Origin of the sequence: Flavobacterium sp. HJSW_4 (genome assembly GCF_042436695.1) — a bacterium.
GTDB lineage: Bacteria > Bacteroidota > Bacteroidia > Flavobacteriales > Flavobacteriaceae > Flavobacterium.
In genome coordinates this window covers 61,568-87,074 of sequence record NZ_JBHNPP010000003.1, presented here as the reverse complement: position 1 = coordinate 87,074, position 25,507 = coordinate 61,568, and the positions used below count along the sequence as shown (strand labels likewise).

General features: G+C 34.1%; 25 protein-coding genes and 1 tRNA gene. 7 read left to right on the top strand and 19 right to left on the bottom strand.

Annotated features, from left to right (window positions below; all coding sequences use genetic code 11):
- Nucleotides 1–139: 139 nt before the first annotated feature.
- The 3 genes from ACE01P_RS03705 to ACE01P_RS03695 all read right to left on the bottom strand — a co-directional run bounded on the left by ACE01P_RS03705 (nucleotide 140) and on the right by ACE01P_RS03695 (nucleotide 5,201).
- Nucleotides 140–961 (bottom strand): N-acetylmuramidase domain-containing protein, encoded by an 822-nt coding sequence (locus ACE01P_RS03705; protein ID WP_379694325.1) that lies wholly within the window; start codon nucleotides 959–961, stop codon nucleotides 140–142.
- Entirely contained in the window at nucleotides 961–3,108 is a 2,148-nt protein-coding gene (locus tag ACE01P_RS03700) for a hypothetical protein (protein WP_379694322.1), read from the bottom strand. Before ACE01P_RS03700 ends, ACE01P_RS03705 begins: the two co-directional genes overlap by 1 nt.
- 77 nt (nucleotides 3,109–3,185) lie before the next feature.
- Nucleotides 3,186–5,201 (bottom strand): hypothetical protein, encoded by a 2,016-nt coding sequence (locus tag ACE01P_RS03695; protein ID WP_379694319.1) that lies wholly within the window; start codon nucleotides 5,199–5,201, stop codon nucleotides 3,186–3,188.
- Between the two features lie 255 nt (nucleotides 5,202–5,456).
- Here ACE01P_RS03695 and ACE01P_RS03690 point away from each other — a divergent pair, with 255 nt between their 5' ends.
- The 4 genes from ACE01P_RS03690 to ACE01P_RS03675 all read left to right on the top strand — a co-directional run bounded on the left by ACE01P_RS03690 (nucleotide 5,457) and on the right by ACE01P_RS03675 (nucleotide 7,938).
- Nucleotides 5,457–5,888 (top strand): hypothetical protein, encoded by a 432-nt coding sequence (locus tag ACE01P_RS03690; RefSeq protein ID WP_379694316.1) that lies wholly within the window; start codon nucleotides 5,457–5,459, stop codon nucleotides 5,886–5,888.
- A 7-nt stretch (nucleotides 5,889–5,895) separates the two neighbouring features.
- Nucleotides 5,896–6,543 (top strand): hypothetical protein, encoded by a 648-nt coding sequence (locus ACE01P_RS03685; protein WP_379694313.1) that lies wholly within the window; start codon nucleotides 5,896–5,898, stop codon nucleotides 6,541–6,543.
- Between the two features lie 98 nt (nucleotides 6,544–6,641).
- A complete protein-coding gene (locus tag ACE01P_RS03680) occupies nucleotides 6,642–7,298 on the top strand; it encodes a sensor histidine kinase (protein ID WP_379694310.1) in 657 nt (218 codons plus the stop codon).
- Nucleotides 7,288–7,938: a response regulator gene (locus ACE01P_RS03675; protein WP_379694307.1), complete on the top strand. Its 651-nt coding sequence runs from the start codon at nucleotides 7,288–7,290 to the stop codon at nucleotides 7,936–7,938. Before ACE01P_RS03680 ends, ACE01P_RS03675 begins: the two co-directional genes overlap by 11 nt.
- Nucleotide 7,939: 1 nt before the next feature.
- Here the strand turns inward: ACE01P_RS03675 and ACE01P_RS03670 are convergent, their stop codons facing one another.
- A complete protein-coding gene (locus ACE01P_RS03670; RefSeq protein WP_379694304.1) occupies nucleotides 7,940–8,452 on the bottom strand; it encodes an adenine phosphoribosyltransferase in 513 nt (170 codons plus the stop codon).
- Nucleotides 8,453–8,568: 116 nt separating this feature from the next.
- Between ACE01P_RS03670 and ACE01P_RS03665 the strand changes: the two genes are divergently transcribed.
- Nucleotides 8,569–8,642, top strand: a tRNA-Arg gene (locus tag ACE01P_RS03665).
- A gap of 256 nt (nucleotides 8,643–8,898) precedes the next feature.
- Here the strand turns inward: ACE01P_RS03665 and ACE01P_RS03660 are convergent.
- From ACE01P_RS03660 to ACE01P_RS03615, 10 genes are all read right to left on the bottom strand, one after another.
- Nucleotides 8,899–12,012, bottom strand: coding sequence for an efflux RND transporter permease subunit (locus ACE01P_RS03660; protein ID WP_379694301.1), 3,114 nt, complete (start codon nucleotides 12,010–12,012; stop codon nucleotides 8,899–8,901).
- A 4-nt stretch (nucleotides 12,013–12,016) separates the two neighbouring features.
- A complete protein-coding gene (locus ACE01P_RS03655; protein ID WP_379694298.1) occupies nucleotides 12,017–12,316 on the bottom strand; it encodes a DUF190 domain-containing protein in 300 nt (99 codons plus the stop codon).
- Nucleotides 12,317–12,381: 65 nt separating this feature from the next.
- A complete protein-coding gene (locus ACE01P_RS03650; protein ID WP_379694296.1) occupies nucleotides 12,382–13,392 on the bottom strand; it encodes an efflux RND transporter periplasmic adaptor subunit in 1,011 nt (336 codons plus the stop codon).
- Nucleotides 13,393–13,440: 48 nt separating this feature from the next.
- On the bottom strand, nucleotides 13,441–14,694 hold the full coding sequence (locus ACE01P_RS03645) for a TolC family protein (RefSeq protein ID WP_379694294.1): 1,254 nt from the start codon (nucleotides 14,692–14,694) through the stop codon (nucleotides 13,441–13,443).
- Between the two features lie 191 nt (nucleotides 14,695–14,885).
- Complete coding sequence (locus ACE01P_RS03640) at nucleotides 14,886–15,299, bottom strand: putative quinol monooxygenase (RefSeq protein WP_379694292.1); 414 nt, start codon at nucleotides 15,297–15,299, stop codon at nucleotides 14,886–14,888.
- A gap of 7 nt (nucleotides 15,300–15,306) precedes the next feature.
- Nucleotides 15,307–16,038, bottom strand: coding sequence for a carboxymuconolactone decarboxylase family protein (locus tag ACE01P_RS03635; protein WP_379694290.1), 732 nt, complete (start codon nucleotides 16,036–16,038; stop codon nucleotides 15,307–15,309).
- A gap of 9 nt (nucleotides 16,039–16,047) precedes the next feature.
- Nucleotides 16,048–16,542: a cupin domain-containing protein gene (locus tag ACE01P_RS03630; protein ID WP_379694287.1), complete on the bottom strand. Its 495-nt coding sequence runs from the start codon at nucleotides 16,540–16,542 to the stop codon at nucleotides 16,048–16,050.
- Between the two features lie 8 nt (nucleotides 16,543–16,550).
- Nucleotides 16,551–16,898, bottom strand: coding sequence for a cyclophilin-like fold protein (locus ACE01P_RS03625; RefSeq protein WP_379694285.1), 348 nt, complete (start codon nucleotides 16,896–16,898; stop codon nucleotides 16,551–16,553).
- 65 nt (nucleotides 16,899–16,963) lie between these two features.
- Nucleotides 16,964–17,719, bottom strand: a complete 756-nt coding sequence (locus ACE01P_RS03620; RefSeq protein WP_379694283.1) for an SDR family NAD(P)-dependent oxidoreductase — start codon at nucleotides 17,717–17,719, stop codon at nucleotides 16,964–16,966.
- Between the two features lie 12 nt (nucleotides 17,720–17,731).
- Complete coding sequence (locus ACE01P_RS03615) at nucleotides 17,732–18,925, bottom strand: NAD(P)-dependent alcohol dehydrogenase (RefSeq protein WP_379694280.1); 1,194 nt, start codon at nucleotides 18,923–18,925, stop codon at nucleotides 17,732–17,734.
- Nucleotides 18,926–19,141: 216 nt separating this feature from the next.
- On the opposite strand from ACE01P_RS03615, the gene ACE01P_RS03610 reads away from it, so the two are divergent.
- Entirely contained in the window at nucleotides 19,142–20,047 is a 906-nt protein-coding gene (locus tag ACE01P_RS03610; protein WP_379694277.1) for a helix-turn-helix domain-containing protein, read from the top strand.
- Between the two features lie 49 nt (nucleotides 20,048–20,096).
- Here the strand turns inward: ACE01P_RS03610 and ACE01P_RS03605 are convergent, their stop codons facing one another.
- Nucleotides 20,097–20,477: a hypothetical protein gene (locus ACE01P_RS03605; RefSeq protein WP_379694276.1), complete on the bottom strand. Its 381-nt coding sequence runs from the start codon at nucleotides 20,475–20,477 to the stop codon at nucleotides 20,097–20,099.
- A 57-nt stretch (nucleotides 20,478–20,534) separates the two neighbouring features.
- On the opposite strand from ACE01P_RS03605, the gene ACE01P_RS03600 reads away from it, so the two are divergent.
- Nucleotides 20,535–22,040, top strand: a complete 1,506-nt coding sequence (locus tag ACE01P_RS03600; protein WP_379694272.1) for a S41 family peptidase — start codon at nucleotides 20,535–20,537, stop codon at nucleotides 22,038–22,040.
- Nucleotides 22,041–22,122: 82 nt separating this feature from the next.
- Here the strand turns inward: ACE01P_RS03600 and ACE01P_RS03595 are convergent, their stop codons facing one another.
- The 4 genes from ACE01P_RS03595 to ACE01P_RS03580 all read right to left on the bottom strand — a co-directional run bounded on the left by ACE01P_RS03595 (nucleotide 22,123) and on the right by ACE01P_RS03580 (nucleotide 25,440).
- On the bottom strand, nucleotides 22,123–23,004 hold the full coding sequence (locus ACE01P_RS03595) for a dihydrodipicolinate synthase family protein (RefSeq protein WP_379694269.1): 882 nt from the start codon (nucleotides 23,002–23,004) through the stop codon (nucleotides 22,123–22,125).
- 18 nt (nucleotides 23,005–23,022) lie between these two features.
- Entirely contained in the window at nucleotides 23,023–23,484 is a 462-nt protein-coding gene (locus ACE01P_RS03590; protein ID WP_379694266.1) for a cupin domain-containing protein, read from the bottom strand.
- A 343-nt stretch (nucleotides 23,485–23,827) separates the two neighbouring features.
- A complete protein-coding gene (locus tag ACE01P_RS03585; RefSeq protein WP_379694264.1) occupies nucleotides 23,828–24,343 on the bottom strand; it encodes a molybdopterin-dependent oxidoreductase in 516 nt (171 codons plus the stop codon).
- A 17-nt stretch (nucleotides 24,344–24,360) separates the two neighbouring features.
- Nucleotides 24,361–25,440 (bottom strand): cytochrome-c peroxidase, encoded by a 1,080-nt coding sequence (locus tag ACE01P_RS03580; protein ID WP_379694262.1) that lies wholly within the window; start codon nucleotides 25,438–25,440, stop codon nucleotides 24,361–24,363.
- Between the last annotated feature and the right edge of the window lie 67 nt (nucleotides 25,441–25,507).

Genomic DNA, 25,507 nt, shown 5'->3' with positions numbered 1-25,507 from the left:
CTCGTCGGGTTTTCTTTTTGTTTCAGATTTAAAGTTTCAGATTAACCGCAAAGAGCGTTTATTTCTACCCCCGCTTTGAAAAAACATACAACTTTGCGATTAAACAACATGAAACTTGAAACTTAAAACACAAAAAACATCAAGCATATTTGGCGTAAGCTCTAGCTAGTTTTTCATCATATTTATTGGTTTTGTACGCTGGTCCGTTGTATTTTAAAGCAAATGAAGCCCAATTTTTGTTTCGAAGAAGTCCTATCAAATTATTCTTTTCGAGAAACAATCCGAAAGCTTTGAGATGTTCGCCTTCGTTCTCATTCATTTTTTCCACATACTCGTCTATACTATTATAGCCAATAGATACTGCATTAAAGCCCATAATTTGAAAAAGTCCCCAAGAAGCGGCACAATTTGCCGCATCGGCTATTTTTTTATCCTGGCTTAAATTTATTGCTTTTTCTAAGCGCGTATATTCAGCCGTTCCGCCGACATAATACTTTTTAGTATAATTTTCAAACAAAATATCCTGCGTATTTGCATTTACATATAGTCTCGGATTGATATTTCTTTTCTCCAATTGATTCCAAAAAATATGGCCTTCAAACAAAATCTTCGGACGGCCATCAATCAAAAAGCCTTTTCCGTTACTTTCTACTTCGTTTACCGCTTTTACAACTGCCAATTCTAAATTAAATTGATTCGAAAAATCGATCAAATCCTTTTCTGATAATAGTTTATTATTTACCGAAAAACCATTTTTACCTTTTTCTAAAAGTGCCGACCATGTTTTAAGTCCCACTACTCCATCAACCACAAGATTGTTATTTAACTGAAAATCTTTGATCGCTTTATCTGTCTCTGTCCCGAAATAATCGGTAACAAGTACGCTGTAATTCAATTTGGACAAAAGCTCGTTTAAATAATAAACTTCAGGAGATCTTGTACCGGATTTTATAGTTGTCATCACTTTTTATTTATGGTGATAATCGATGCTTTAGAAAAATCGAAAACATCATTTTTAGAACCTGTTAGATTATCATTCTTGTCAAAATAATTGACTTGATACGAAATCAAAGTATTATTGTTCGCTGTATTTTTTACAATAAAATTGAACAATATAGGTGTCGAGAATTCAGATTTCAAACGTTCTATAGCAAATTTGCTTCCCGTTTCCTGAACGGTTAATTCAATTGTAATTCTGCTCGTTGCCGCGGCCTGGCTTTTAATCTGAACTTGAATGTATCTATTGTAAGCTGTTGATTGCGAAACCACTTGATTAAACTCAGAACTAATGTTTTCTATATTTTCAAAATCAAAAAACACATTTTTAATTTCACCTAAAGCCGTCGGATTTATGGCTGTAAAATCTAAAAATTTCACATCGTTACTAATTAATTGCGGATAATTTTTAAAGAAAACACTATTCAAATACGTCGCGTTCTGATTGTAAACCAATAAAATTGAATTGAGTTTGCAATTTGAAATGGACTGGTTATTAATCTGAATCTTTTTGGTCGGATTGTCGATCATAGCATCCAAAATCTCTCCGATGGTTTGCTCCAAATTAAGTTCTATAACACTGGTATCTTTTATTTCTTTATACTTAAAATTGATGTTTGCGTACTGCGTAATCGTATTGTTTAAAGCATTAATCAAAATACTGGCTTCAGAAAGATTTTCGGTTGAGATTTTAAATATAAAATGTTTTCCGTCAGAGGTAATTTGCGCTTTCTGAAGAAAATAATTTCCGTTTACGTCATATTCAGCTCCCAAATCATTTGGAAACAGAAATTGTACTTTATCAAAATAATCAGCTGAATCTCCGTCTATAAAATTGTTTTGCAATAAGGCAATTTTCAATTTAGCCAAATCAAAACTAGAAAGATTGGGACCAATGGCAAACTCAAAAGTGATTTGTGAAATTTCTTCAGACGTTCCTGCTCCTTCTTCGTAAGCATGAAAAATGGTTGTGACGCAAGGCTTCATACTATTTAAGTCTTTTGAAAGACTGTACGTTTTAGAAATCAATAAAAATGTATTCGGCTGAACCATTGATTTATAAATCGATAGCTTGCTAAAATTGTATCCTGAAACGAATATTTGTTTGAACTCCGAAAAATCTTCATTTAAATTGAAAGGATTATTGGCAAATGCACCATCGCTGTTCTGATATAATCTCGGATCAGCATTTGGCAAACGCGGATAATTTACCGTTTTATTGATTTTAAGCAAAAAGGTACTTTTTACGTATTCTTCCTGAACTTCGGCTTGTATATTATTGTCTTTTCTGATTTCTGAAATTACCATTTTTGGCGCGACAGTTCCAGCCGTTCTTGTTTTCACGATCAGCGGACTATTTATAAGCGTCGCTTTTGGCTGTAATGTGGTTTTGGCTGTAACATCCTTTTTTGTTATAATTTGACTTCTTAAAACGGCTAAATCTCGTGCAAATAAAAAATTGCGTTTTACCTTAGAATAGCCTTTAAAATCAAAAAACAAATCGATATTGCACATCAAATCGCCTATTTTAGAAACTAAATTGGAATAGGCAATTTTCACAGCTTCATCAATTAAATCAAACTGAATTTCTTGAGTCACAGCATTTATAATTCCGTTTATCTTAACGATATCATTTTTTACTTTTAGGTTTAAAACCGCCTGTCCTAAGTTCAATACGATACTTTTTTGATTGTCTTGTAATGGTTTGTTTTTGATGCTATATTTTAAAGTAACCCTTCCCATAAGTCCGCCGTCTTTTGCAGATTTTCCTGGCACTTCTTCATAATAAAATAAAGCTCCATTATTAGGTTCTACTTCTACTTGAGGAAAAAATAAAGTGACTTCATTTTTAAAATAATCCTTAAAGGAATCATTCTCTGTAATAGCGCTATCTCCCTCAATTAAAGGAAAATAATTCTCAAAAATCGGTAAAATCAAAATGGGTTTAATATCTATCGAATGAATAATCGGATGTTGTATTACCTTAAATTCAGTTTCTTTTACAACTGCTGTAGCCATAAATACGGTACTCGGTTTCGCAGGCTCGAGATTGAATCGATTTACAGGAACCAACTTGGTTCCGTCTAGCTTAAATGTGTTTAAATCTGGCATGGTCTTTAGGTTTAATGAGTGATGATTTAAGAAACAAAAGGGACATTACGTCCCTTTTGCAAAATGTCTCAAAAAAATTATTCCATAAATGGAGCTCTGATTTTCTCGATATCGGCATTTTGAGCTGCAGTTCCTGTTGGGATTTCAAATAAAACATCGCCTTCCTGATAATCTAATTTGATGTAATCTGTAGAAACAGAAACTTTTTTAGATTTCTTACCGATTTTGCCATTACAAGTATATTTTACTTTGTATTCTGTTGGTTTTACAGTATAATCTGCTTCGTACCAAGCTCTGTAAGGAACAGCATCTTCAAAATTATCAACTGTAAACTTGTACTTTTTAGAAGTCATTTTATCTGCTTTTAAAGTCACTTCAAGAGTATCGCAATCATAAAGTTCTTCTGTCGATAAAGTATAATTGATCATGTTTTGAATTGGAAGCGGAACGAATATTTTAGTTCCTTCAAATTCATATTCTCTCGTTGTATCTTTCAACTTGATTCTCTTATCTTTTTCGTACATTACCTCTTGTCTTACTTTAATTTTAGAAGAACCGTTATTTTTTACAAAATCAAATACAAAAGCATTTTTTTCTTTCGATTTATCGTTCCAAGTTGCTGGAAAAATAGCATCGATTTCTTTACCCGATTTACTTGTATTTTTCACATAAGGAGTTCCTTCTGGAGCGATCATTCTGCCCGAACTTTTCCAGATCATTTTGCCTTTTGAGTCTGGATATCCAACTTCAATAGAAACTTGGCTCACCGGATTATCATTCACAATATCACTGTCTTTGTCCAATTTAATTAAACCTCCGTTTAAAGAAGCAATTACCTGTACTTTAGAAAAATCTTCATCTAATTGAATTTCAGTAATGTATTTTTTCAAATCAGCTTTTGCATCAGCTCCAGATTTTAAAGTCAAAGGCGTAAGATTTCCACTGATTTTTGAATCTAAAACCTCGATTGCAGAGAATTTGATTTCGTCTGTAAATTTGACTTCTCTAATTTGACTTCCATGTTTTAAACTCACTCCTACACTTCCACCTCCAAAAAGAATTCTAAAGAAACTTCCTGGTTTTTCGGGCGTAGATGCTGGTGTAAATTGTTTTTCTGGAGCATCAAAAATTTGTTTTTGAACCATCTGAAAAGCAAATTCTCTTTGTTTGGTAAAAAGTGCTTCCTCTACTTTTTTTCTTTCTTCATTAGAAAACTGATTGTCTGTAATAATTTCACTAACAATTCCACCTTGAGTCAAGATTTTTTCATATTCGCTTTCCCAGTTTACATCAACAAATGACCAGCTTACATTGGCTTTTGCAGAAAAATAAGTATGAACTTTTTTCACATCAACGGTAGTTTTGATCGTTGTTGTCGGCATATAGCCTTTGTATTTAATTTTGTTTTCAACTACCAAATTATTAGCCCCAGATTCTAAGGCATTTTTCACCAATGAAGCACTGTTGCGGCCCATCAATACAGAAAGTGCATTATCTCCTAATCCAAATGTAGTTCCAGCGCCTTCTCCTTGAATGTTAAAAGTCCAAGGGTTAGCTCCTCCAAAGGGATTATTTGGTGATTTTTCGCCCACCACATGCATTGTTATAGTGTTCTCCGTTAACTGAATAGGTCTAACATTTGTTTCATTAAAATCTCGATCGACACCTTTTAGATAAGAAAACAATCCAAAAAGTTTTGATTGTCTTTGGTTATTATAACTGGTATGTAATTTTGTTTTTAGCTTGTCGATCGCTTTCTTTAATAATGCTTCAGGCAGATCAATTGTACTAGTCAAAGTAGTGTACGCTCCTGCTTCTTCTTCTAATCCTTCAGCACCAATTACGGTTGAAGAATCTCCTTCTGATTTAAAAACCTGCATCGCAAATTTAAATCTTCCATCTGGGTGTTTGGCTAGACGTGGCGCTTTTGGGTAATAATAAAACTGCATTGGCAGACCGGCATCTCTTAATAACATATTATTAGGATCTGGTGAAAAAAGCACTGCAAAATCTGCTCCGTCTTCTTTTTCTAAAAGAATTTCTACTGTTCCGGCTCCCGCATGAGGATAGCCTAGAGGTGTTGGTTGTGACATAATTTAAAAAATTTAGTTAATTACTTAATAGGTTAATTTTTGATTGCCCGTTTTACCTTAAAACTGACGATGTAAAATTCTATTTTTACAAATTATTATGTAACAGTCGTTTAACCCATTTTTTTAAATAATTTTACCTAACCAAAAAAGGGTATATTTCCCCTTGTCGGAATTTTTCGTTTCAGATAATTTTGTCTCGTACAACAACTCAAAAAGCTGTTTACTAAACATTTAACCAATTAATAATAAAAAATCATGAAAAATCCACCCGCAAAACCAAGTCAGTTAATCACTAAAGAATTTGCTAGACAATTAAATGTGAATTACAACAATAAAAAAGCTTCGCTTACCGCAAAAAAAGCGCAAAAAGAAGACGCTAATGCTATTTGGTATTCTCTAGAAGAATTAGAAAACTACATTCATTATATCAAAACTAATGGCGCAAAAGACGGCTACAATGTAGACGGAATCCGTTTTTATTTTGGAGTTTATCCAGATGATGAAGCGCATGGAGAAAAAGCCGGATTAACGACCTTATTTCTAGTTCCGACAGGTAAAAAAGCAGTAAATAAGAATGACCAAGTTCAAAGTTTTTCTTTAATAAAAGAAGCTTCTTCAGCAGACATACAAAGCTTAGAACCAATGAACTACGGAAACATCGGAAGACCGCCAAGCTTATTATACTAAAAAAATTATGTTCGAATTTTTAAGATCTTATATCATTTATATGGCTTTATTATCAGGAACGGTTGGTTTGTTTGCACTGCCAAAACTTCCTGGTAATAAAGCTAAATTTTTAGTAATTTTGATTTGGTTTTCTATTGCAATAGAAATTGTAGGCTATTATTTTACCCAATGGACGGGTTTACTCAATTTTCACGTTTACAATTTCTACATGTTTGCCAGCCTCTCTGCCTATATTTTACTTCTAAGAGCCCTACTAATCAAAAAAGATCACAGAATTTCGGCTGTCCTTTTTTTAATTTTGTTTATCGTTTCCTTTTTCTTAAATATTTTATATTTCAAAGAAGACATAAACCGTTCGTATACATATAGTTTTGCTATTGGTGTGTTATTAATTCTAATATTATCCTGCTTGTATCTCATTGAAATTTTCAATTCGGAAAAAATACTTAATTTTAAAAAATCGGTGTTTTTCTGGTACATTCTCGGGATACTTGTTTTTCATGTTCCTTTTACACCTTTTATGCTGGCTATCAATTGGTTTTTAATCAAACATGACGATTCTATCTTTAGTTTGGTCGTATTCATTTTGAATTTTCTGGCGCATAGCTGTTTTATAATTGGATTTATATGGAGCGAAAAGAAATACAACTATTAGTTATTTCCCTGGGTATCGTTTTCTTTACCCTAATCGTTATTCTACTTATTATTTTCTTTTATTTTTTAAAGAAAAGAAATAAGTTTTTAGTAGAAAAAATGGAGGCCGATTTGTATTTCCAATCTGAATTGGTCAAAACGAGAATCGAAATAAAAGACCAGACTTTATCTGAAATTAGTAAAGAATTGCACGATAATATAGGTCAGATTATTTCAGTTGCCATTATGCAGCTTAATATCTGTATTAGCACTAAAAATGTTCAAATAGAAGAACTTAAAGATTTAAAAGGTGTTTTAGCCAAATCTTTAGACGAACTACGAATTCTTTCTCGAATTATAAACAAAGACAATTTGCTTCAAAACAATTTTCTTGAAGCTATTCAGCAGGATTTAGAAAGAATTAAAAAGCTTAAAAAGATCAAATTCAATTTTAAGCAAATTGGCCCAGCGCCTATAATAAATGAAGAACACGAACTTATTATCTACAGAATTTTTCAAGAAGCACTTCACAATAGCTTAAAACACTCCAGAAGCGATTTGTTTGATGTTCATATCGAAACTACCGATTCTCTTTTTACATTAGAATTAAAAGATTTCGGAATTGGTTATGATTTAAAAAAGTCAAATTCAGGAATCGGATTAAATAATATGAAATTGCGCGCCAAACTTATCGGCGCCAAATTAACTCTACATTCAGACAACACCGGAACCAGTGTAACTATCGAATATCCTTTAACCCAAAACCATGAAAACTAACCTAAAAAGAAAACTAATAATTGTAGACGATCATTTGCTTTTTTCTCAGTCTCTTGAACTACTAATCAAGAGTTTTGGCGATTATGAAGTTATAGAACGTTTTGAAAACGGAAAAGTATTTATAGACTATCTCGAAGAAAATAACGCCACTGAAATCGATCTTATTTTGCTTGATGTTAATATGCCTGTCCTAGATGGATTAAGCTCTATGAAATGGCTAAAAGACAATAGACCCGACCTTAAAGTGATTGCTTTATCTGTTAACGATGACGAAGAAATCATCATTAAAATGATTACAAATGGCGCAAAAGGGTATTTGCTAAAAGACACTTCTCCTGAGATTTTTAAAGAAGCGATTGAATGCGTCGTCGAAAAGGGTTTTTATTTTACCGAACTTGTTTCTGGAATGCTGATTAATAAAGTCAACAGCGATAACAAAAAGATCTGTTTAAAAGAAAAAGAAATTGTTTTTATTAAACACGCCTGCACCGAAATGACTTATAAAGAAATTGCATCAGAGATGTGTTTAAGTCCTAAGACCATTGATGGCTACAGAGAATCACTTTTTGATAAACTTGAAATAAAAACCCGAATCGGACTTGTGCTTTATGCCATTAAGCATAAAATTGTTTTTGTTTAAACTAATAAGTTAATGCCGCAAAAATGGGATATGCCGCAATTTTTTCTCTTCCGTTAAGAAAAGTCAGTTCCATTAAGAAATTACACTGCACAATTTCACCGCCAAGTTTCTCTACCAATTCACACACAGCCTTTGCAGTTCCGCCCGTTGCCAGCACATCGTCATGAATTAAAACACGGTCACCTTTTTTGATGGCATCTGTATGCATTTCTAAACTATCAAAACCATATTCTAACTCATAAGAAGCAGAAATTGTATCAAACGGAAGCTTTTTTGGTTTTCGAACAGGTACAAATCCGGCATTTAATTCTTGAGCCAACAACATTCCGAAGAAAAAGCCACGACTTTCTGCCCCAACGACCTTGTCTATTTTTTGTCCATTTAATGAATCGAGCAAAATTCTAAGGCAATTTGTTCGTGCTTCAGGGTTAATTAGCAACGGAGTTATATCTTTAAACAAAATTCCTTCTTTTGGAAACCCCTGAATATCACGTATATAATTTTTAATCATCATTTTTTTTTAATTTTCTGTTATTTTTTCCTTGTTTATCTCACATTTATGTCTATCTTTGCACCCGCAATAAGCAATCAACAAAGCTACAAAAAAAATAGCTAATTGATAATAAAAAAGGCCTCGTGGCGCAACTGAATAGCGCATCTGATTACGGCTCAGAAGGTTACTGGTTTGAATCCAGTCGAGGTCACAAACTTAAAATCCCATTTCTAACGAAATGGGATTTTTTTTTGACCTTTTTATATCGATTTAACCAGTTAATACCTCTAAAAAAAAATGGTTTGGTTGTCCTGTAGAGTTGTCCTTACTGGATTTAAACCGCTTAAAGACTGTAAACATAGTACTTAAAGAAAATCTCAATCTTTATTTTAACAACAATTTAAAATTCTAACGAGTTTTGGAAATTATACTTAATTATTACTCGACTGACGCTAAAAATTGGTTTATTACTTTTTTCTGCTATTCATCCAAAGGTATAAAGGCGGAATTAGTATTGGAGCAAAAAATAATGTACTGGTTAATCCGCCAATAATTACTGTTGCAAGTGGTCGTTGTACATCTGAACCAATTCCTGATGATGTAGCGGCGGGAATAAGACCAACTATAGCAACAACCAGAATCGACAATAAGGCTCTTAATTGTTCTTTTGAAGCTGTCAATACGTTTTCCTCCAGATTATCATTCTTAAATAATGTTTTTCTGTTTAAAGCTGATACAAGAAGTACGCCTGACATTACTGAAATTCCAAAAATGCTGACAAAACCAACACCTGCAGAAACATTAAAATAATAACCTCTAAGAAGTAAAGCAATAATTCCGCCTCCTAGAGCAAACAAAATACAACTCATGGTAATCATGGTATGCTGAAAGTTTTTGTACAACATAAACAGAAATAAGAAAACCATAAGAATTGTTAGCGGAATGGTAAATGCCAATTGTTTTCCTGCTCGTTCCAGATTTTCATATTGTCCTCCATAAATAATACTATATCCCTTTGGCACTGTTACATTTTTACCTACTTTTTCTTGTAATTCTTTCACAAAACTTCCCTGATCTCGTCCCCTGATATTAGTTCTAACGGTAATCATACGTTTACTGCCATAACGATAAATATTAGTTTGTCCTTCAACAAAATGTATGTTTGCCAATTGGTTCATTGGTATTAATGCGCCATTTGAAGATGGCACTAAAATATCTTTTATCGCATCAATAGAATTTCTATACTGCGGTAAAAAACGAACTACAATATCATAACGCTTTGCTCCGTCGTATAAAGTTGAAATTGTTTTTCCTCCAATTGCTACTTCAATCATGTTTTGAATGTCAGCCACATTGATTCCAAATCTCGCTGCTTGTTCTCTATTAATATCAATTGCCAATTGCTCTTGCTCCCCTTCTTGTTCAATATTAACATTATCTGCGCCTTGAGTGTTTTTAGCAATTTGTGCAATTGTTTCTGCCTTTTTTCTCATCATTTCCAAATCATCCCCCACAACAGAAACTGCAAGATCTGCCGCACTACCATTTACAATTTCCATAACCTGATCAATAATAGGTTGTCCTGACGAAAATTGTACAGATGGAATTTGCTGCTGTAGGTCTTTCTTAATGATTTCGACCAAATCTTTTTTAGCAATCGTATCGCTCCAAAGTTTGTAATCTTTTAATCCCACCAAAATTTCATTTCTATTTGCTGGAAACGGGTCGGTACCATCATCATTACGTCCCGTTTGCGTTATTACGTAAGAGATTTGAGGATATTTAGCAATTATCTTTCTAATTTTAGGAGCATACTTTGTATTTTCCTGAATCGAAATTCCAGCAGGAAAATTTCCTCTTAAAAAGATTGATCCTTCATCTAATGTTGGCAAAAACTCAGTTCCTAATTTTAAACCGCACAGAATAAATACTGCTACGATAGAGAAACCAATTACCGTAGTTTTTTTATAATTATTTAAAAATCCAGATAATGTTTTTTCGTATGATCGAGTCAAATAATCTAGTGCTACATTTTTGTGTTCTTTTATAGGCTTATCAACATCAAGCATTGCCTTTCTATAAACAAACGAAATTAGAACAGGAATAAATGTAAGCGCTCCCAACATTGAACCGATTACGGCAAAAGCCAAAGTCAAAGCCATTGGAGAAAATAGCTTACCTTCTACTCTAGTCATTAAAAGGATAGGCATATATGCTAATATGATAATCGTTACAGAAAAGAAAATTTCTCTACCTACTTCTTGGGCTGCCTGCAAAGTAATTTGTACAATTCCTTGCTGTTTTTCTTCTGGTGTTGCTGTTCTATATTTCCTTATTAAATGTTCTGCCATTAAACAGGCTCCGTCTACAATAATTCCGAAATCTATTGCTCCAAGCGAAAGCAGATTGGCTGGAATACCAGTAAGTCTCATTAAAATAAATGCAAACAATAATGCAAACGGAATCGTCAAAGCTACTACCAAGGCACTTCGAACACTTCCAAGAAACAGAATCAACAGAATGACTACAATAGAAATTCCTTCAAATAAGGTATGCGCAACAGTTTCAAGCGAATGATCAATAAGAAATGTTCTGTCATACATAGGACGCAATTTTACGCCTTGAGGCAAATCATTTTCCTGTAAATCAGCCATTCTATCTTTTAACAATTTTAAAACCTCACTTGGATTTTCATATCGTCTTAAAAGAATAATCCCTTCAACGCCACTGCTAACATCTTTTTTATCTTGGGTAACCGTATATCCCATTACACCACTTGGCGGTGGCGGGGTGATCTCGACAGTTGCTACATCACGAACAAAAACAGGCACTCCATTTTCAGATTTAAGAACAATGTTCTGGATATCTCTTTCCGTTTTAATGGCTCCCAAACCACGCACTGCAAAACCTTGTCCCCCTCTTTCAATTATATTTCCGCCTGTGTTTAGATTATTTGCATCTACCGCATCCATTACGTTTTTAAGCGTCAGATTGTATTTTCTTAGTTTTTCTGGCGAAGTAATAATATGAAATTGCTTTAATGGTCCGCCAAAAGTGGTTACATCAGCAATTCCAGGAACTTGTAGCAAAGCAGGTTTAATAACCCAATCCTGAAGATCTCTCAACTCAGCCTGACTATAATTTGATGGCGCTTCGACAACATATCGAAAAATCTCACCAACGGCAGTAGAAAGCGGCGCTAATGAAGGCGTAACCCCATCTGGCAATTCGGCTTCTGTGAGCCGTTCTGTAACTTGCTGACGTGCAAAATAATCATCCGTACCGTCTTTAAAAGTAAGTTGCACTACAGATAAACCAAAAATAGTTCTGCTTCTTCGGTCTAAAACATTTGGTGTATTTTGCAAAGCTCTTTCAATAGGAATGGTAACCTGCTGTTCTACTTCCTCAGCTGCTCTTCCGTCATATTGCGCTACTATGATTACATTGGTATCTGCAATATCCGGATATGCTTCTATTTTTAATTTGGTAAAACACCAAAAACCTATTGCCATTAAAACAGCACTAATTGCAATTATAACCCAGCGGTTACGAAGACTGAATATGAGTAAATTTTTAATCATCTGTTTACCATTTTTCTACTTGATTCGTAACTATAAAACCTCCTTTGTATACTTTTCTCAAAGCCGTCAAAACAGATTTTACCTTTTCATCTTCATCTATAAAATTGATCAATAAGGGTATTTTATCAAAACTGAACAAATCATGTGGCCTGTTAAGATATCGACTTGCGCCATATCCTAATTTGCCATGAAATACAGTTGCGCCCTCAATTTTGTGTTCGATCAAAAACCTTAAAATGTACTCATACAAAGGCTGTGTTCCTTTTAATTCGTCTTTATCTATGTAAACTTGTGCTTGTGTCATTGTTTTTTCTTTAAAGAGTTAGCCAATACTATTTTCACTTGTTTTTGTAGACATAATCTTTATTTTCAATACCCAAAACTGAGCCCCTTTAATTGCATTACACCCTTAACAGCTATAGCATCACCGCTTGTTAGACCATTATAAACAATGATTCTATCTCCAATTTGATTTCCTATCGTAACTTCTGTACGCTCAAATTCTTTATTGCTTTTTTTTACAAAAACATAATTTTTTGCCTGAACTGTAACCAATGAATTTTTATCAATACTGATATTGTCTCCTTCGCTTATGCCAAAAGAAACTGTTGCAAACATACCTGCCTTAAATTTACCGCTTGCATTGTTTAAACTTATTCGAAGTTTAACCATTCGGGTAGACTGATCAATCATATCAGCAATAGCATCAATTTTTCCAGAGAATTTTTCATTCGGAAAGGCAGTAAACTGAACCGTACAATTATCTCCGCTTTTTATTCTGCCAATCTGATTTTCTGGAATATCACAAATAATAAATGATGTTCCCGCCTTTGCTCTTTTGAGTATTTCTGGTTCAAATCCGCCGGCTTTCAAATCCGTTTCGTATTCAATCAAAGCTGCTTTCTCGTTAGCCAAATTGGTCTGCTCAACAGATAGTGCTGTCTGCGCTTCCAGCAAATCTTTTCCCGTTGCAGCACCATGAGCCTGTAGATCCTTAGCACGGTCAACTTCTATTTGTTTTTGCTTTATGTTTTTATTCTGAATTTGATTAACATTAGCTAAATGCTGAATAAGCTGGGTATAACTGGCTGCCAAATCAGGATTTTCAAATAAAATAATATTTTGTGATGCTCCTTCCTGCGATTTCATTACCGTTGCAGAGACTTTTGCAGGAGCCATAATTTGATTATCAAGAACTGAATTTCCTATAGATTCTGTTTCAAAGAAAACAGCACTGCTATCACTAGGAAACACAATATTTTTTCCATTGTTTGTTACCTCTGGCATATTGTTTACAGCCTGAATTGGTTTCTTATCTTTTCCGCTGCAGGCATAAAGAAACAATATTATGATGCCGCTATACTTTATTAAATGTTTCATATCTAGACGTATTTGTTTTTTAATGAATCTCAACGACTGCAAGAATCATCATTGTGCTATTTGATTAATTAAACCTGAAGTATAAAGTAGTGTAATGTAACTTCTTCTGTATTCTTGCATCGAATCATAATATTGCTGCTGTATATCGAGCCAGCTGCGTTGTGCTTCCAGAAAATCAATAATGGTAGTACCTCCTCTTAAATAAGAATACTTTACACTCTTTAAAATATTTTCTGATTTGGGCAGCAATTCTTTAAAATTTTCAAGATTGCTTTTTTGAATCTGGTAAGCATTAAATGCATTGGTTATTTCTGTACGAATTAAAACCTGCGTAGCTTCTAGATTCTGCTCAGCTTGTTGTTTTAAATAACTTGATTTTTTTATTTCACCCTGATTTCTCGAAAAAAACGGAAGTTCAACAGTACCGTACAAACCAACATACGGAATGGTATTTTGTGGATTATAAATCAATCCCAGTTCAGGCTGCGGATAAGCTAATGATTTTTGAAGATTAATATTGGTATTGGCAACATCTAATATTGATTTAGAAGCCAAAACATCAGTTCGCTTATCTAAACCTTCCTGCAAAAATTCTTCTAAATTTGAAGGCAAAACAAATACAAAATCATCAGTAGAATCAATATTTATTTCTTCCTGAGTACCCAGTAAATATTTAAGACTGAGCAATTCGTTTTTTAAATTTTGTTCTGATTTTTTTATCTCTAATGCATATTGATTGGCCAGCAAAGTGGTACGATTCAAATCTGTTTCTGTAATTACTTGATTTTTTAATCGCACTTTATTTATAATTACCAAACTATCTAAGTTACCGCCAGCTTTTTTCACAATTTCTAATTGCTTTTGCGCCGCCCAGACATCAACCCATTTTAAACCTACATCCTGAAAAAGATTACGTTCTATTTCATTGTAGTTTTTTTGTGTTAAAACTGAGTTCTGACTCGCAAAATCAATCTTATTTTTGCGTGTTCCCGCAAGCTGAAAAACTTTACCCAATTGCAAATTGGTTTGGGTATTTGCACTATTCAAAAAACCTGTATTTGGCGCATAATTTTGTTCTTTTGCAACACCAATATAATTGAATCCAAAAATTAGATTTGGTCTTAATTTCGCCGTTACAATATCGCTTTCGGCAATATCTACATCATAGTATTGACCTTTTAGAACGAGATTATTTTTTTTTGCTGTTTGAAGGGATTTTTGAAGACCATAATTGGTTTGTGAAACAACTTTGGCGGAAGGCAAAGTCAACAAAAGAAATAAAAGAAAGTAATGTTTTTGCATAGCTTTGTTTTTTATTTATTGCTTCATAAATATACGAAAAACCTAATTAACAAACAATTACATATTAAAAAAATATTTAGAAACAAATAGCTAACAAAAAGCCTTAGATAAAACTAAGGCTTTGCAATTATTCATTTGGAGACTTTTAATCATGTTATCGGAAACAACTAAAGACCTTCTATAAATATTATCTATATTTTTTTAAAGATCTCTAGCATTGTGTTCTCATCCAAAACATCCATATCTACAAGTTTTAATGATTTAACCATTTTAAGTGTAGAAGTTTTGTAGACTAAGAAATGTGGTGTTTTCAAATGTGATTGATACGATTCTTTATCAGCATAAATCTCTAAAATTCTTACCTGATTTGGATTCTCCTTTTGAAACATCGGGAAAATTGCAATTACTCCCGGTTCTAAACGAACAGATGCTTCCGATTCTTCTTTAAGAATTGCTTTGTATTCTTCCAGATATTCTGGCACTATTTCAATTTCAGACATTCGAACCATTTGATCTTTTTTTTGTGCAGAAACGATATTGCTGTTTAACAATGAAAAAAATATAAAAAGAAATAATCCAGATGGAGTTATCGATGCCTTTTTCATAAACTAATTATTTGTTTTGTTTTATTGCTATTACTTTTGCCAAAACTTCCCTAGCTGTATCGGCCTGCTGTTTTCCAATATGTTTTTCGATTAAATCGAAAGCTTGCAATAATTGCGTTTCTGTAATTCCAGTGTTCATACCGATTCCAATATGAGCTTGTAATTGAGGAGCTACACCAGACATTGAAGCGAGAGCCGCTATAGTTGTCAATTCTCTCTGCTCAAAAGTCAGTACATCGCGATTAAAGATATCGGCAAACAAGTGTTCCTTTAAAAAAGTATCAATTGCTGGTACAAATGCATTTGCGCCCTTCAATTCCTTTTCTTCAATGCCTGTAAGTTTCTGTAGATTTTGTTTTCCCGATTGATACTTGTCTAATGTAGTATCAATTTTAGAGACTTCTTTTCCTTCTTTATCCTGAATCCCTTTTGCTTTTCTTTCTTCCAAAACAGCCATAAAAGTATTGATTCCGTTTAAGCTTCGCGGAAAACCACAATATGCATAAAGCTGAACCAATATCTCTTTGCTTTCATTTATGGTAAGACCAGCATTAAGGCCGTTGTTTAATTCAACTTTTAAAAGCTCAATATCACCAACTGATGTTAGTGCTGAAATTGTTACAATACTTTGTTCCTGAGTATTTAAGGATTTATTTATAGAATTTTGTGCACCCATTGTATTTGCAATTAACATGAAAACAAAAAATAGTATCAGCAGAAATTTTCTTTTGTTTCTCATAATTTACCGTTATTTATTTACATTTTTATAATCCTCTTCCGAAACTGCTTCAAGCCAGATCACATTGGTGTCGCCCGAATAATTCGTAATGGCTATATGAACCAATTTGTTTTTTGCCGATGCACCATGCCAATGTTCTACGTTTTCTGGAATGTTTACCACATCACCTTTTTTAATATTTCTGGCTGGTTTTCCTTTTTCCTGATAAAAACCTTCTCCTTCCGTCACAATTAATACCTGTCCTTTCGGATGCGTGTGCCAATTGGTTCTTGCTCCTTCCTCAAATGTTACGCTTCCCATTGCAAACTCGTTGTTTTTATCTTTTGCTAATAATGGCGTTAGAAAAGCATTTCCTGTAAACCAGTCATTTGATAATTTATCTCCTTTTGGAAAAATCGAATTGTTGTTTTGCTCTGTCATCTCTTTTTTAATTTTATTAATACTGCATCCCGATGATAGTAAAGCTCCGCTTATAATCAGGCATGCTAAAATTGTTTTTTTCATAGTTGGTTCTATTCCAATTCTATTTTTACTATTACAGCTTCTTTCGTATTAAAGGCTTCCATGCCACTTGTAATCTTACCTAAAGAAACCAAACCCGTTGCATAAGTGAAATTTTTATAGAACAATGCAAGATTGCCCCAAGGTGCATAGTAAGTAAGATCACCAACAGATGCCGTATAGCCGTTTGGCGCACTCTGAGTGGTAAGTCTTTTGCTTAAATCACTTACTTTTTCTGTATTATTGTAATCTCTCAAAGTCAATGTTAAAGGCAATAACGCAGCAAAGTCCAGACTTGTGGGATTGTCATGCAAAACTGCTTCTGCCAGTTTATCTCCTATCTGTATTCTTAATTTCATTACTTAATTGATTAAATTTACTAAATATTTGACATCCAATAAAATGAACAATCAATAGTTTCAAATTACTGTACTGTATAACCTCCATCAACAGAAATAGCCTGTCCGATTACATAGGTAGATGCGCTGCTGCAAAGCCAAAGCACTACATCGGCAATTTCCTCAGCCTTGCCTAAACGTTTAATAGGAAGCTGCTGTACTAATATTTCCATTTCATCCGCTTGATTAACCAGCATATCCTCTACCATTGGCGTAATGATAATTCCTGGACAGACTGCATTAATTCTGATATTCTGAGGCGCATACTCCAAAGCAGCACTTTTTGTCATCCCTAAAATACCATGTTTAGAGGCATGATAAGCTGCACGTCCTGGAACTCCAACCAATCCTCCTAATGAAGAATTGTTTACAATAGCTCCGCTTCCCTGCTTGCGCATCTGCTGCAATTCGTATTTCATAAAATTCCACACTCCTTTTAGATTTACATTCAGAGTACGGTCGTATATTTCATTACTCACATCAGCAAGTTCTTGAGGCGGTGCCTGTATTCCTGCGTTGTTAAAGGCAAAATCAATGCTTCCGAACTGTTTTACTATTTTTTCAATTGTGCTTTTAACCTGTTCTTCATCTGCAACATCACAGGTGAATGCTTCAGCTTTATGTCCTGCGGCTTTCAGTTCTTCCGCTTGTGAGCTGGCATCTAATATATCTACCAAAGCTACATATGCCCCGGTTGCAGCAAATGCTTTAGCTGCAGCAAGTCCCATACCCATTGAAGCGCCTGTTACTACTGCTACTTTGTCTTTAAAATCTTCTTTCATTTCTTTTATTTTTTAAAACGTTGAAGCATCAATTACATAGCGGTAACGTGCTTTTTTATTTACTACTTTATCCCAAGCGTCATTAATTTCATTTGCCTTGATAATCTCGATTTGGGGATAGATTTTATTAAGTGCGCAGTAATCTATTACTTCCTGAGTTTCTGGAATGCCTCCAATAAGCGAACCGTTGAAATTAACGCGGTTAAATATCATATTGAAATTATTGATCGTCAGTTCGCCATTTATTGGCTGTCCAACCTGAGTGAAAAATCCGTTTGGTTTAACGCACGAAATGTAATTTGACATCTCATAAGCGTAAGGCACAGTAGAAATGATATAATCCAATTTCCCAAAAAGCGGTTTAAGCTGCTTCTGTTTTTCATCAACAATAATTACTTCTTTAGCTCCGAATGATTTGATATCGTTTACTTTATCAGCAGAAGTTGTAAAAGCATATACATCAGCACCTTTTGCTACTGCTATTTTCACGGCAAGGTGTCCAAGTCCTCCAATACCAATAACACCGACTTTATCCCCTTTTTTTATTCCTGTTTTCATCATCGGAGAATACGTTGTGATACCCGCGCACAATAACGGTGCAGCATATTGCAGATCTATATTTTGAGGAATCTTTATAGCAAAATGTTCTATAACCACAATATTGTTTGAATATCCCCCTTGCGTAATACCACTTGGTGATGTAGCATCTGAAGCACCGTAAGTCCCTACCATACCTGTAGTTTCGCAATGATGTTCTTCTCCATTTTTACAGCTCGTACATTCCATACAACTGTTTACCATACAACCAACACCTGCCTTATCTCCTACTTTAAATTTGGTTACTTTTTTACCCACTGCTGCAACAACTCCCGCAATTTCATGCCCAGGCACCTGTGGATATTTTTGTGGTCCCCAGTGGTCTCTGATAGTATGAATATCCGAATGGCATATCCCTGAGAATTTAATATCTATAAGAATATCATAATCGCCTACTGCTCTGCGTTCGAATTCCCAAGATTTAAGAGGTGATTCTTTATCTGTTCCTGCATACCCTTTTGATTTTATCAATTTGTCCATAGTACCATTTTTAATTTCGTTATTTTTATTATTTCTTTCGCTGGCAAGCAGACCTGAAACATCCGCAAGTGCTAAACCAGTTCCGGCCAATGCTGCCTGCTGCAGAAACTTTCTTCTTGATTTTTCCATATCAATTTTTAATTTTTTATATTTCTGTTATACATATCTATCTTTTCCAAAGAAAACCTTCGCAATTCAATGTTCATTTAACTTTTACAAAGTTCACTATAAGCTGAAAGACAGCGCTTATACATTCTACGGTTGTACTTACCACTTTTACTGATTCGCTATTTAAGGCATACAAAAGGGCGTTAGATTCAATACCTTTGTGTAAAAATTACTATTATGAGTTCTGTAGAAAGATTTGATACCGTAAAACAGTATAATGATTCGGTGGGTGCTGATACGCTGCATCCGCTTGTAACTGTGGTAGATTTCAAGAACATTCCGCCATTTAGCTATTTCCGCCGTTACATGGGGGTTTATGCTGTATTTCTAAAAGAAGTAAAGTGTGGGGATATTAGGTACGGTTGCCAGCCTTATGATTATGATGACGGAACATTAGTTTTTATTGCGCCTGGACAGGTTTATGGCATAGATACGAAAGGTGAAAAGATTACTCCAAAAGGCAAAGCACTGGTTTTTCATCCTGATCTGATTGCGGGAACTAATCATGGAAAAACAATTAAAGAGTACTCCTTCTTTTCTTATGAAGTCAATGAAGCGCTCCATCTTTCTAAAAAAGAAAGTGCCGTTATTAATGACTGTTTTGATAAAATTGCAACTGAAATTGAATTGAACATCGATAAGCACAGCAAAAGCTTAATAGTATCGAATATTGAACTTTTTCTTAAATACTGCATGCGTTTTTACGACCGTCAGTTTATTACCCGAACACATGTTAACAACGATATTTTAACCCGATTTGAAAATCAGCTGAGTGAATATTTCTTATCAGACAAACCTGCTTTAATCGGTCTGCCGTCTGTGGGGTATTTTGCCGATCAGCTAAACTTGTCTGCTAATTACTTTGGTGATTTGATTAAGAAAGAAACAGGCAGCACTGCATTAGATTATATACAGTCAAAATTAATTGAACTTGCTAAAGAAAAAATATTAGAGCAGAATAAAACCATCACAGAAGTGTCTGATGAACTTGGTTTTAAATATCAACAGCACTTTACAAGACTGTTTAAACAGAAAGTAGGAATGGCGCCTGTAGAGTTTAAAAGCTTAAATAAAATGAATTAGAAAAAAGGTGTTACTTCTTGTCTCCTTTTAACATTTACCCCTTACGACCTTAGTCTGTAATTAATTTGAATTTTACAGGTTGAAAAAATATATTTGAATTTTTCTCAAAATAAATTCCATTTTCTTTTTTATCTAATTTTACTTTGTAGTTACGAATTAAGGCAGTTTGTGCAATAACATTTACTTGGTAAGTATCCCCACTTTTATTTGCCATAGATATATCTTGAATAATACCATTAATAACAACCGATTTAGGAACAATAGCAGTGTCATTTAATACAAAACTAACTTTATATCCTCTTTCACTATTACTGTTATAACTTTTATACGTTTGATTTTTAACATCTAAAAGCTGTTTGGAACAGGAAAAAAGGAAAAAAAGTCCAAAAGAAAACAAGAAAAAGACGGCTTTAGGAATACTATTTTTCATATTTTTAGCGTTTTTACACCCAACAAATTTAACTTAAATTAAACGATCGCAAAAATAATGAAATTAAAATATATTGTTAAAACATTACTTGTAGGATTGGTTTTTACAGCTTGCAGCAAGGATTCTGATTCTGATGCTAAAGAAGCCACAACTACACAGCCTGACGAGATTAACAACTTTGTTTGGAAAGCTATGAATTCCTGGTATTATTGGCAGTCCAACGTTGCCGATTTGTCTGACAGCAAAATCACTTCTACTACTGCATATAACAATTTTATCAATGGAAAAACTCCCGATGCGCTTTTTTATTCACTTCTATATCAAAGAAGAAGTGTTGATAGATTCTCCTGGATTGAAAACAGTAATGAGATAGTGCAAGTTTCAAAAATTGCAGAAGTTGAAAAAAAAGGCGGTTTTAGTTATGCAATTTATCCTAAAGATGCATCTAATATAAATATGGTAGCGTTAATTAACTACATTGTACCTGGCTCACCAGCAGCTTTGGCAGGATTGAAAAGAGGTGACGTTATTACAAAAATAAATGGAAGCCAGCTTACTACAAGTAATTATGACCAACTAGAAAACACACAACTCACCATTACTCTGGCAGCAAGCGTGCAATTTACAAGCAATAGTTTGGTAACCACAGACAAAGCAGGAACTGTAACTGTAACCAAAGCTGATATTGATGAAAATCCGATTGCTTATTACGAAAAGAAAGTATACGGAACAAAGAACATTGGTTATCTGGTGTTTAATGCTTTCAAGTCAGATTATAATGACGAGCTTAATGCGGCTTTCTATAAAATGGGATTAGATGGAATTAACGAATTGGTTTTAGATTTAAGATACAATGGAGGTGGTTCATTAGAAACTGCAGTTGCTCTGGCGCAAATGATTAATGGAGGTTTTACCAACAAACCATATATTTACTTAGACTTCAATAATAAACACAATAGTGAAGACGGCTTTGAAAATCTTTCCGATAAAGTAAACATTTTTAATCTGGTTGATAACGAACCAACTTTTCAGAGAGAAGAAACTATAAACAGCCTTGCTTTGACAAATATATATGTACTGGTAAGTTTTCAAACCGCTTCTGCCAGCGAACTCACCATACAATGTCTAAAAAAATACATTAACGTAATCACAATAGGCGAAGAAACGGTTGGCAAATTTGTAGGATCCAACACACTATACGATTCTCCCGCTTCTGATTATACCTCCTATGCCAATCGAAACACTAAACACAAATGGCAATTACAGCCTATTACATTTTCATATTATAACAAAGACAAAGACCCAAATCCAGCGAAAATTATACCTGATCACGAAATTAATCCATATAGCACCTTCTTAAATCTGGTTGAATTTGGAAATGTAAAAGATCCTTATTTGAATAAAGCTCTCGAATTAATTACAGGCCAAACTATTCAAGCTACAGCAAAAAACGCCAATCCTTCTTTTTCATTAAAAATTGACAATCTTGCGGCATTCAACCCTACAAATACTGCAAAAGGTTTATATATAGAGGATTTTAAAAAGTTGAAAAACAATAAATAATTGGTTTTTCTATCACAAAATTTCTAGATAAAAAAAGGAACAGCACTCGAAATAGCTGCTGTTCCTTTTTACTAATGAAAATCTATTGAAGTGAATCAAGTATATCTTTTAGCTGTGCAACCTCTTGATCATTTAAAGGCTGAAGTGGTTTCCTTAATTGTCCTCCGTCAATTCCCTGAAGATTTAAACCTGCCTTAATAGCTCGAGGCAAACCTTTTTCTACAATAAACCTTAAAAGATTGATCTGTTTGTAGAATAATTTCTGAGCTTCGTTAAAATCATTTTTCTGGACCGCGTCATATAAAGCAATATTCAATTCGGGAATCAAATTTGGAGCTGCAGTACACCATCCTGTCGCGCCTGCGGCAAAGGCAGAAAGCGCAAGAGGATTTGACCCGTTATAAAAAGCAACGCTATCTCCCAATTCCTTTTTAAGATAATGCATTCGCTGTACATCTCCTGTACTTTCCTTAATCATAGTGACATTAGGAATTTCAAGAATCCTTTTCAGTAAAGTTGGAGACATATCAATACCTGCTGTTGCAGGGTTATTGTAAGCCATTATCGGAATAGAAATTTCTTTTGCTACTGCATCATAATGTTTTACAATTTCATCATCACTAAGTTTCCAATAACTCATAGGAATAATCATCACGGCATCAGCACCAGCCTTCTCAGCTTCCTTTGCATGATAAATTGTTCTTTCAGTTGTCAAGTTTGATACTCCAACTAAAATTGGAACTCTGCCATTAACCTGTTCAACTGTAGCCTTGGTGATTGCCAATTTTTCTTCATCGTTAAGATAAGGCATTACTCCAGTGCTTCCCAAAGGAGCAACTGCGTGAGAGCCGGCAGTAATTAACCGTTCTAGTAGCTGTTTGTATAATGGAATATCTACTTTTTCATTATGATCAAATGGAGTGATTGGATATGAGATGATACCTTTGAACTGCGTGTTTTTCATTTTTTACTTTTATTTTAATTATAAATCCCTTCCTTCTTCTTCTCTTAAAGCTACACCAAGGTTCTGAAGCTGAGGAGCATTTTCTGTAGCAATATATTTTGCACTTTCAGTATCGCTTAAGTTTTGGTGTCTATGCCAAGTCCATGCTGGAATATATACTGCATCCCCTGCTTTCCATTCTACTTTTTGATCTTCAATTTCTGTAAATCCTGCTCCTTCAATAACATATAAAAGCGTCTCGTAAGTATGACGGTGTCTGTTGGTCAACTGTCCTGGAAGCAGTCCGCCGATAGTCATACTGACATTTTTGCTTGGAAGATCCACAAAAAATACAGGGTGTTTTCTTTCGGTAGAGAATTGGTTATGCTCTCCTGCATTTTCAACATTTCGGTGGATTAATTTGTCAGGCATAACAAAAGTTGGTCGTGCAAAAGTTTGGTGAAAGTCCTTAGATGAGAATTTTTTTTCGTTCGTTTCCATATTAAATTTGTTTTATTAGTGCATTATTGCGTGACAAAAATATCGCAACATTGGAACACCTATATGGTGCAGTTTTAACACAAATAGGTAGTCCAGATGCTGAAACCTTGGAAATTTGAAATTCAGTATGATATTTGAAGGATTATTTTACAAATTCACCAAAAAGTAAGCTAATTGTTCTTTTATTAGAATAAACTTGATAATTCTTGAAATGCTTAAAATAAAAAAGCCTGAAAATAAATTTTCAGGCTTATACAACCAAATCTATATACTCTAAAGTATTCGCAGATTGGAACACTTAGCAAAAAACTGCTGAAAAAGGTATTATATTTAAAGCTTATTTTTAATCTTTTGCAAATCGAATGATTAAGTGCGAAACTTCATGAACAGAGCGTGCTGGTCTGTTTTCGTCAGGAACAACTAAACGGAAGGGGCCTACTCCATTTTCTAATGGTTTTCCGTCTTTTTTATCGGCTAAAATAATGACTCTGTTTGTAAAAGCTGGATCTAATTCTGCTAATGAAAAAATAACTTCATAACCATCGCTTGCACGCACTAGCATATATTTTGTCAAATTTTCTCCTTTAAGTTCTTTTCCAAGTGTTACTCCTGCCTGTTTCAATAGTTCAATGACAGGTACTCCAGAATATTGTTGATTTTTACCATCACGATCTTTCATAACAGCATCAACATGCGGTAATTTTTCAAAATCTGAAATTCTTAAAGAAAGTGTTTTTGAAACCTCTCCTTCAACTTTTACAATAGCTTCTTTGGAAGAATTTTGTGCATATAAATTGTTAGAAATAGTAGCAATAAATAAATTTATTAGAAAGGTAATGGCTAAAAAATGCTTTTTCATGTTTGTTGTTTTAAAAGTTAATTGCTTCTTGTCAAATGTGGATTTGAAAATTTTGGATCATTAATGAAAGTGGAATCCGTGAGCATTTTAAGAAAACTTATAATATCCGATTTTTCATTTGCTGTAAGCCCGAGATATTTTCCATTTAGATCGTTCGAACGGTCTTTCAAAGATATGCTTAAAGAGTTGCTCGCATTAATGTGTTCATTATAATGATCCAACACTTCTTCCAGGTTTTTAAATCTACCATCATGCATATACGGTGCAGTAAGTGCAATATTGCGAAGCGTTGCAACCCTAAATCTTCCTCGATCATTTGCCATTCCTGTCAATTCCTCACGGCCTATGTCTTTTGGTTCTGTGTCAAGACCATTGTTATGAAATAATTCCATGTACATTTTAGGTGTTCCGTGGCATTGCGCGCAATTGGCACCGCGAATATTTCTTTCTGGCTGTGGCGAATTCATAAACAATTCCATACCATTTAATTCTTCTTTTGAAGGCTTATATTCGCCTTTAAGATATTTGTCATAATTTGAATTTGCCGATATTAAAGTGCGCTCAAATTGTGCAATTGCTTTTGTAATTCTGTCTGGCGTTATTTCAGCCGTTCCAAATGCTTGTCTGAAAAGAGGCGGATATTCTTTTGTTTTCTGAAGTTCCTTAACGGCTTCATTCAAATACGCTCCCATTTCGTGCGGATCGTTAAGAGGAAATTTTGCTTGATCTTCTAAGCCTTTTGCTCTTCCGTCCCAGAAAAAATTTCGAACCCAAAGCAAATTCGCCAATGACATCGAACTGCGTTTCGTCGGTACATCATTTATACCTGAACTAAATGCTTTTCCATCTGTAAAAGCGAGTTTTTGCTGATGGCAACTTGCACAAGAAATCGTTTTGGTTGAAGAAAGTTTGGTTTCATAAAACAGCATCCTGCCCAGATAAACACCTTGTTTTGTAGTCATATTATCTTCAGGAATACTGATTCTATTTCCAAAATAATCGGGATATTCTAACTTATAAGGATCAGTATACAAAGGTTCTACGTCAGTAACAGCCATAAACAATGCAGCCGCTGCTAACACAGACAATAATGTCATTTTTTTATACTGTGATTTAATATGCATCATCTTTTTATAAAAAGAAATAATTTAAAACTCCTTAATA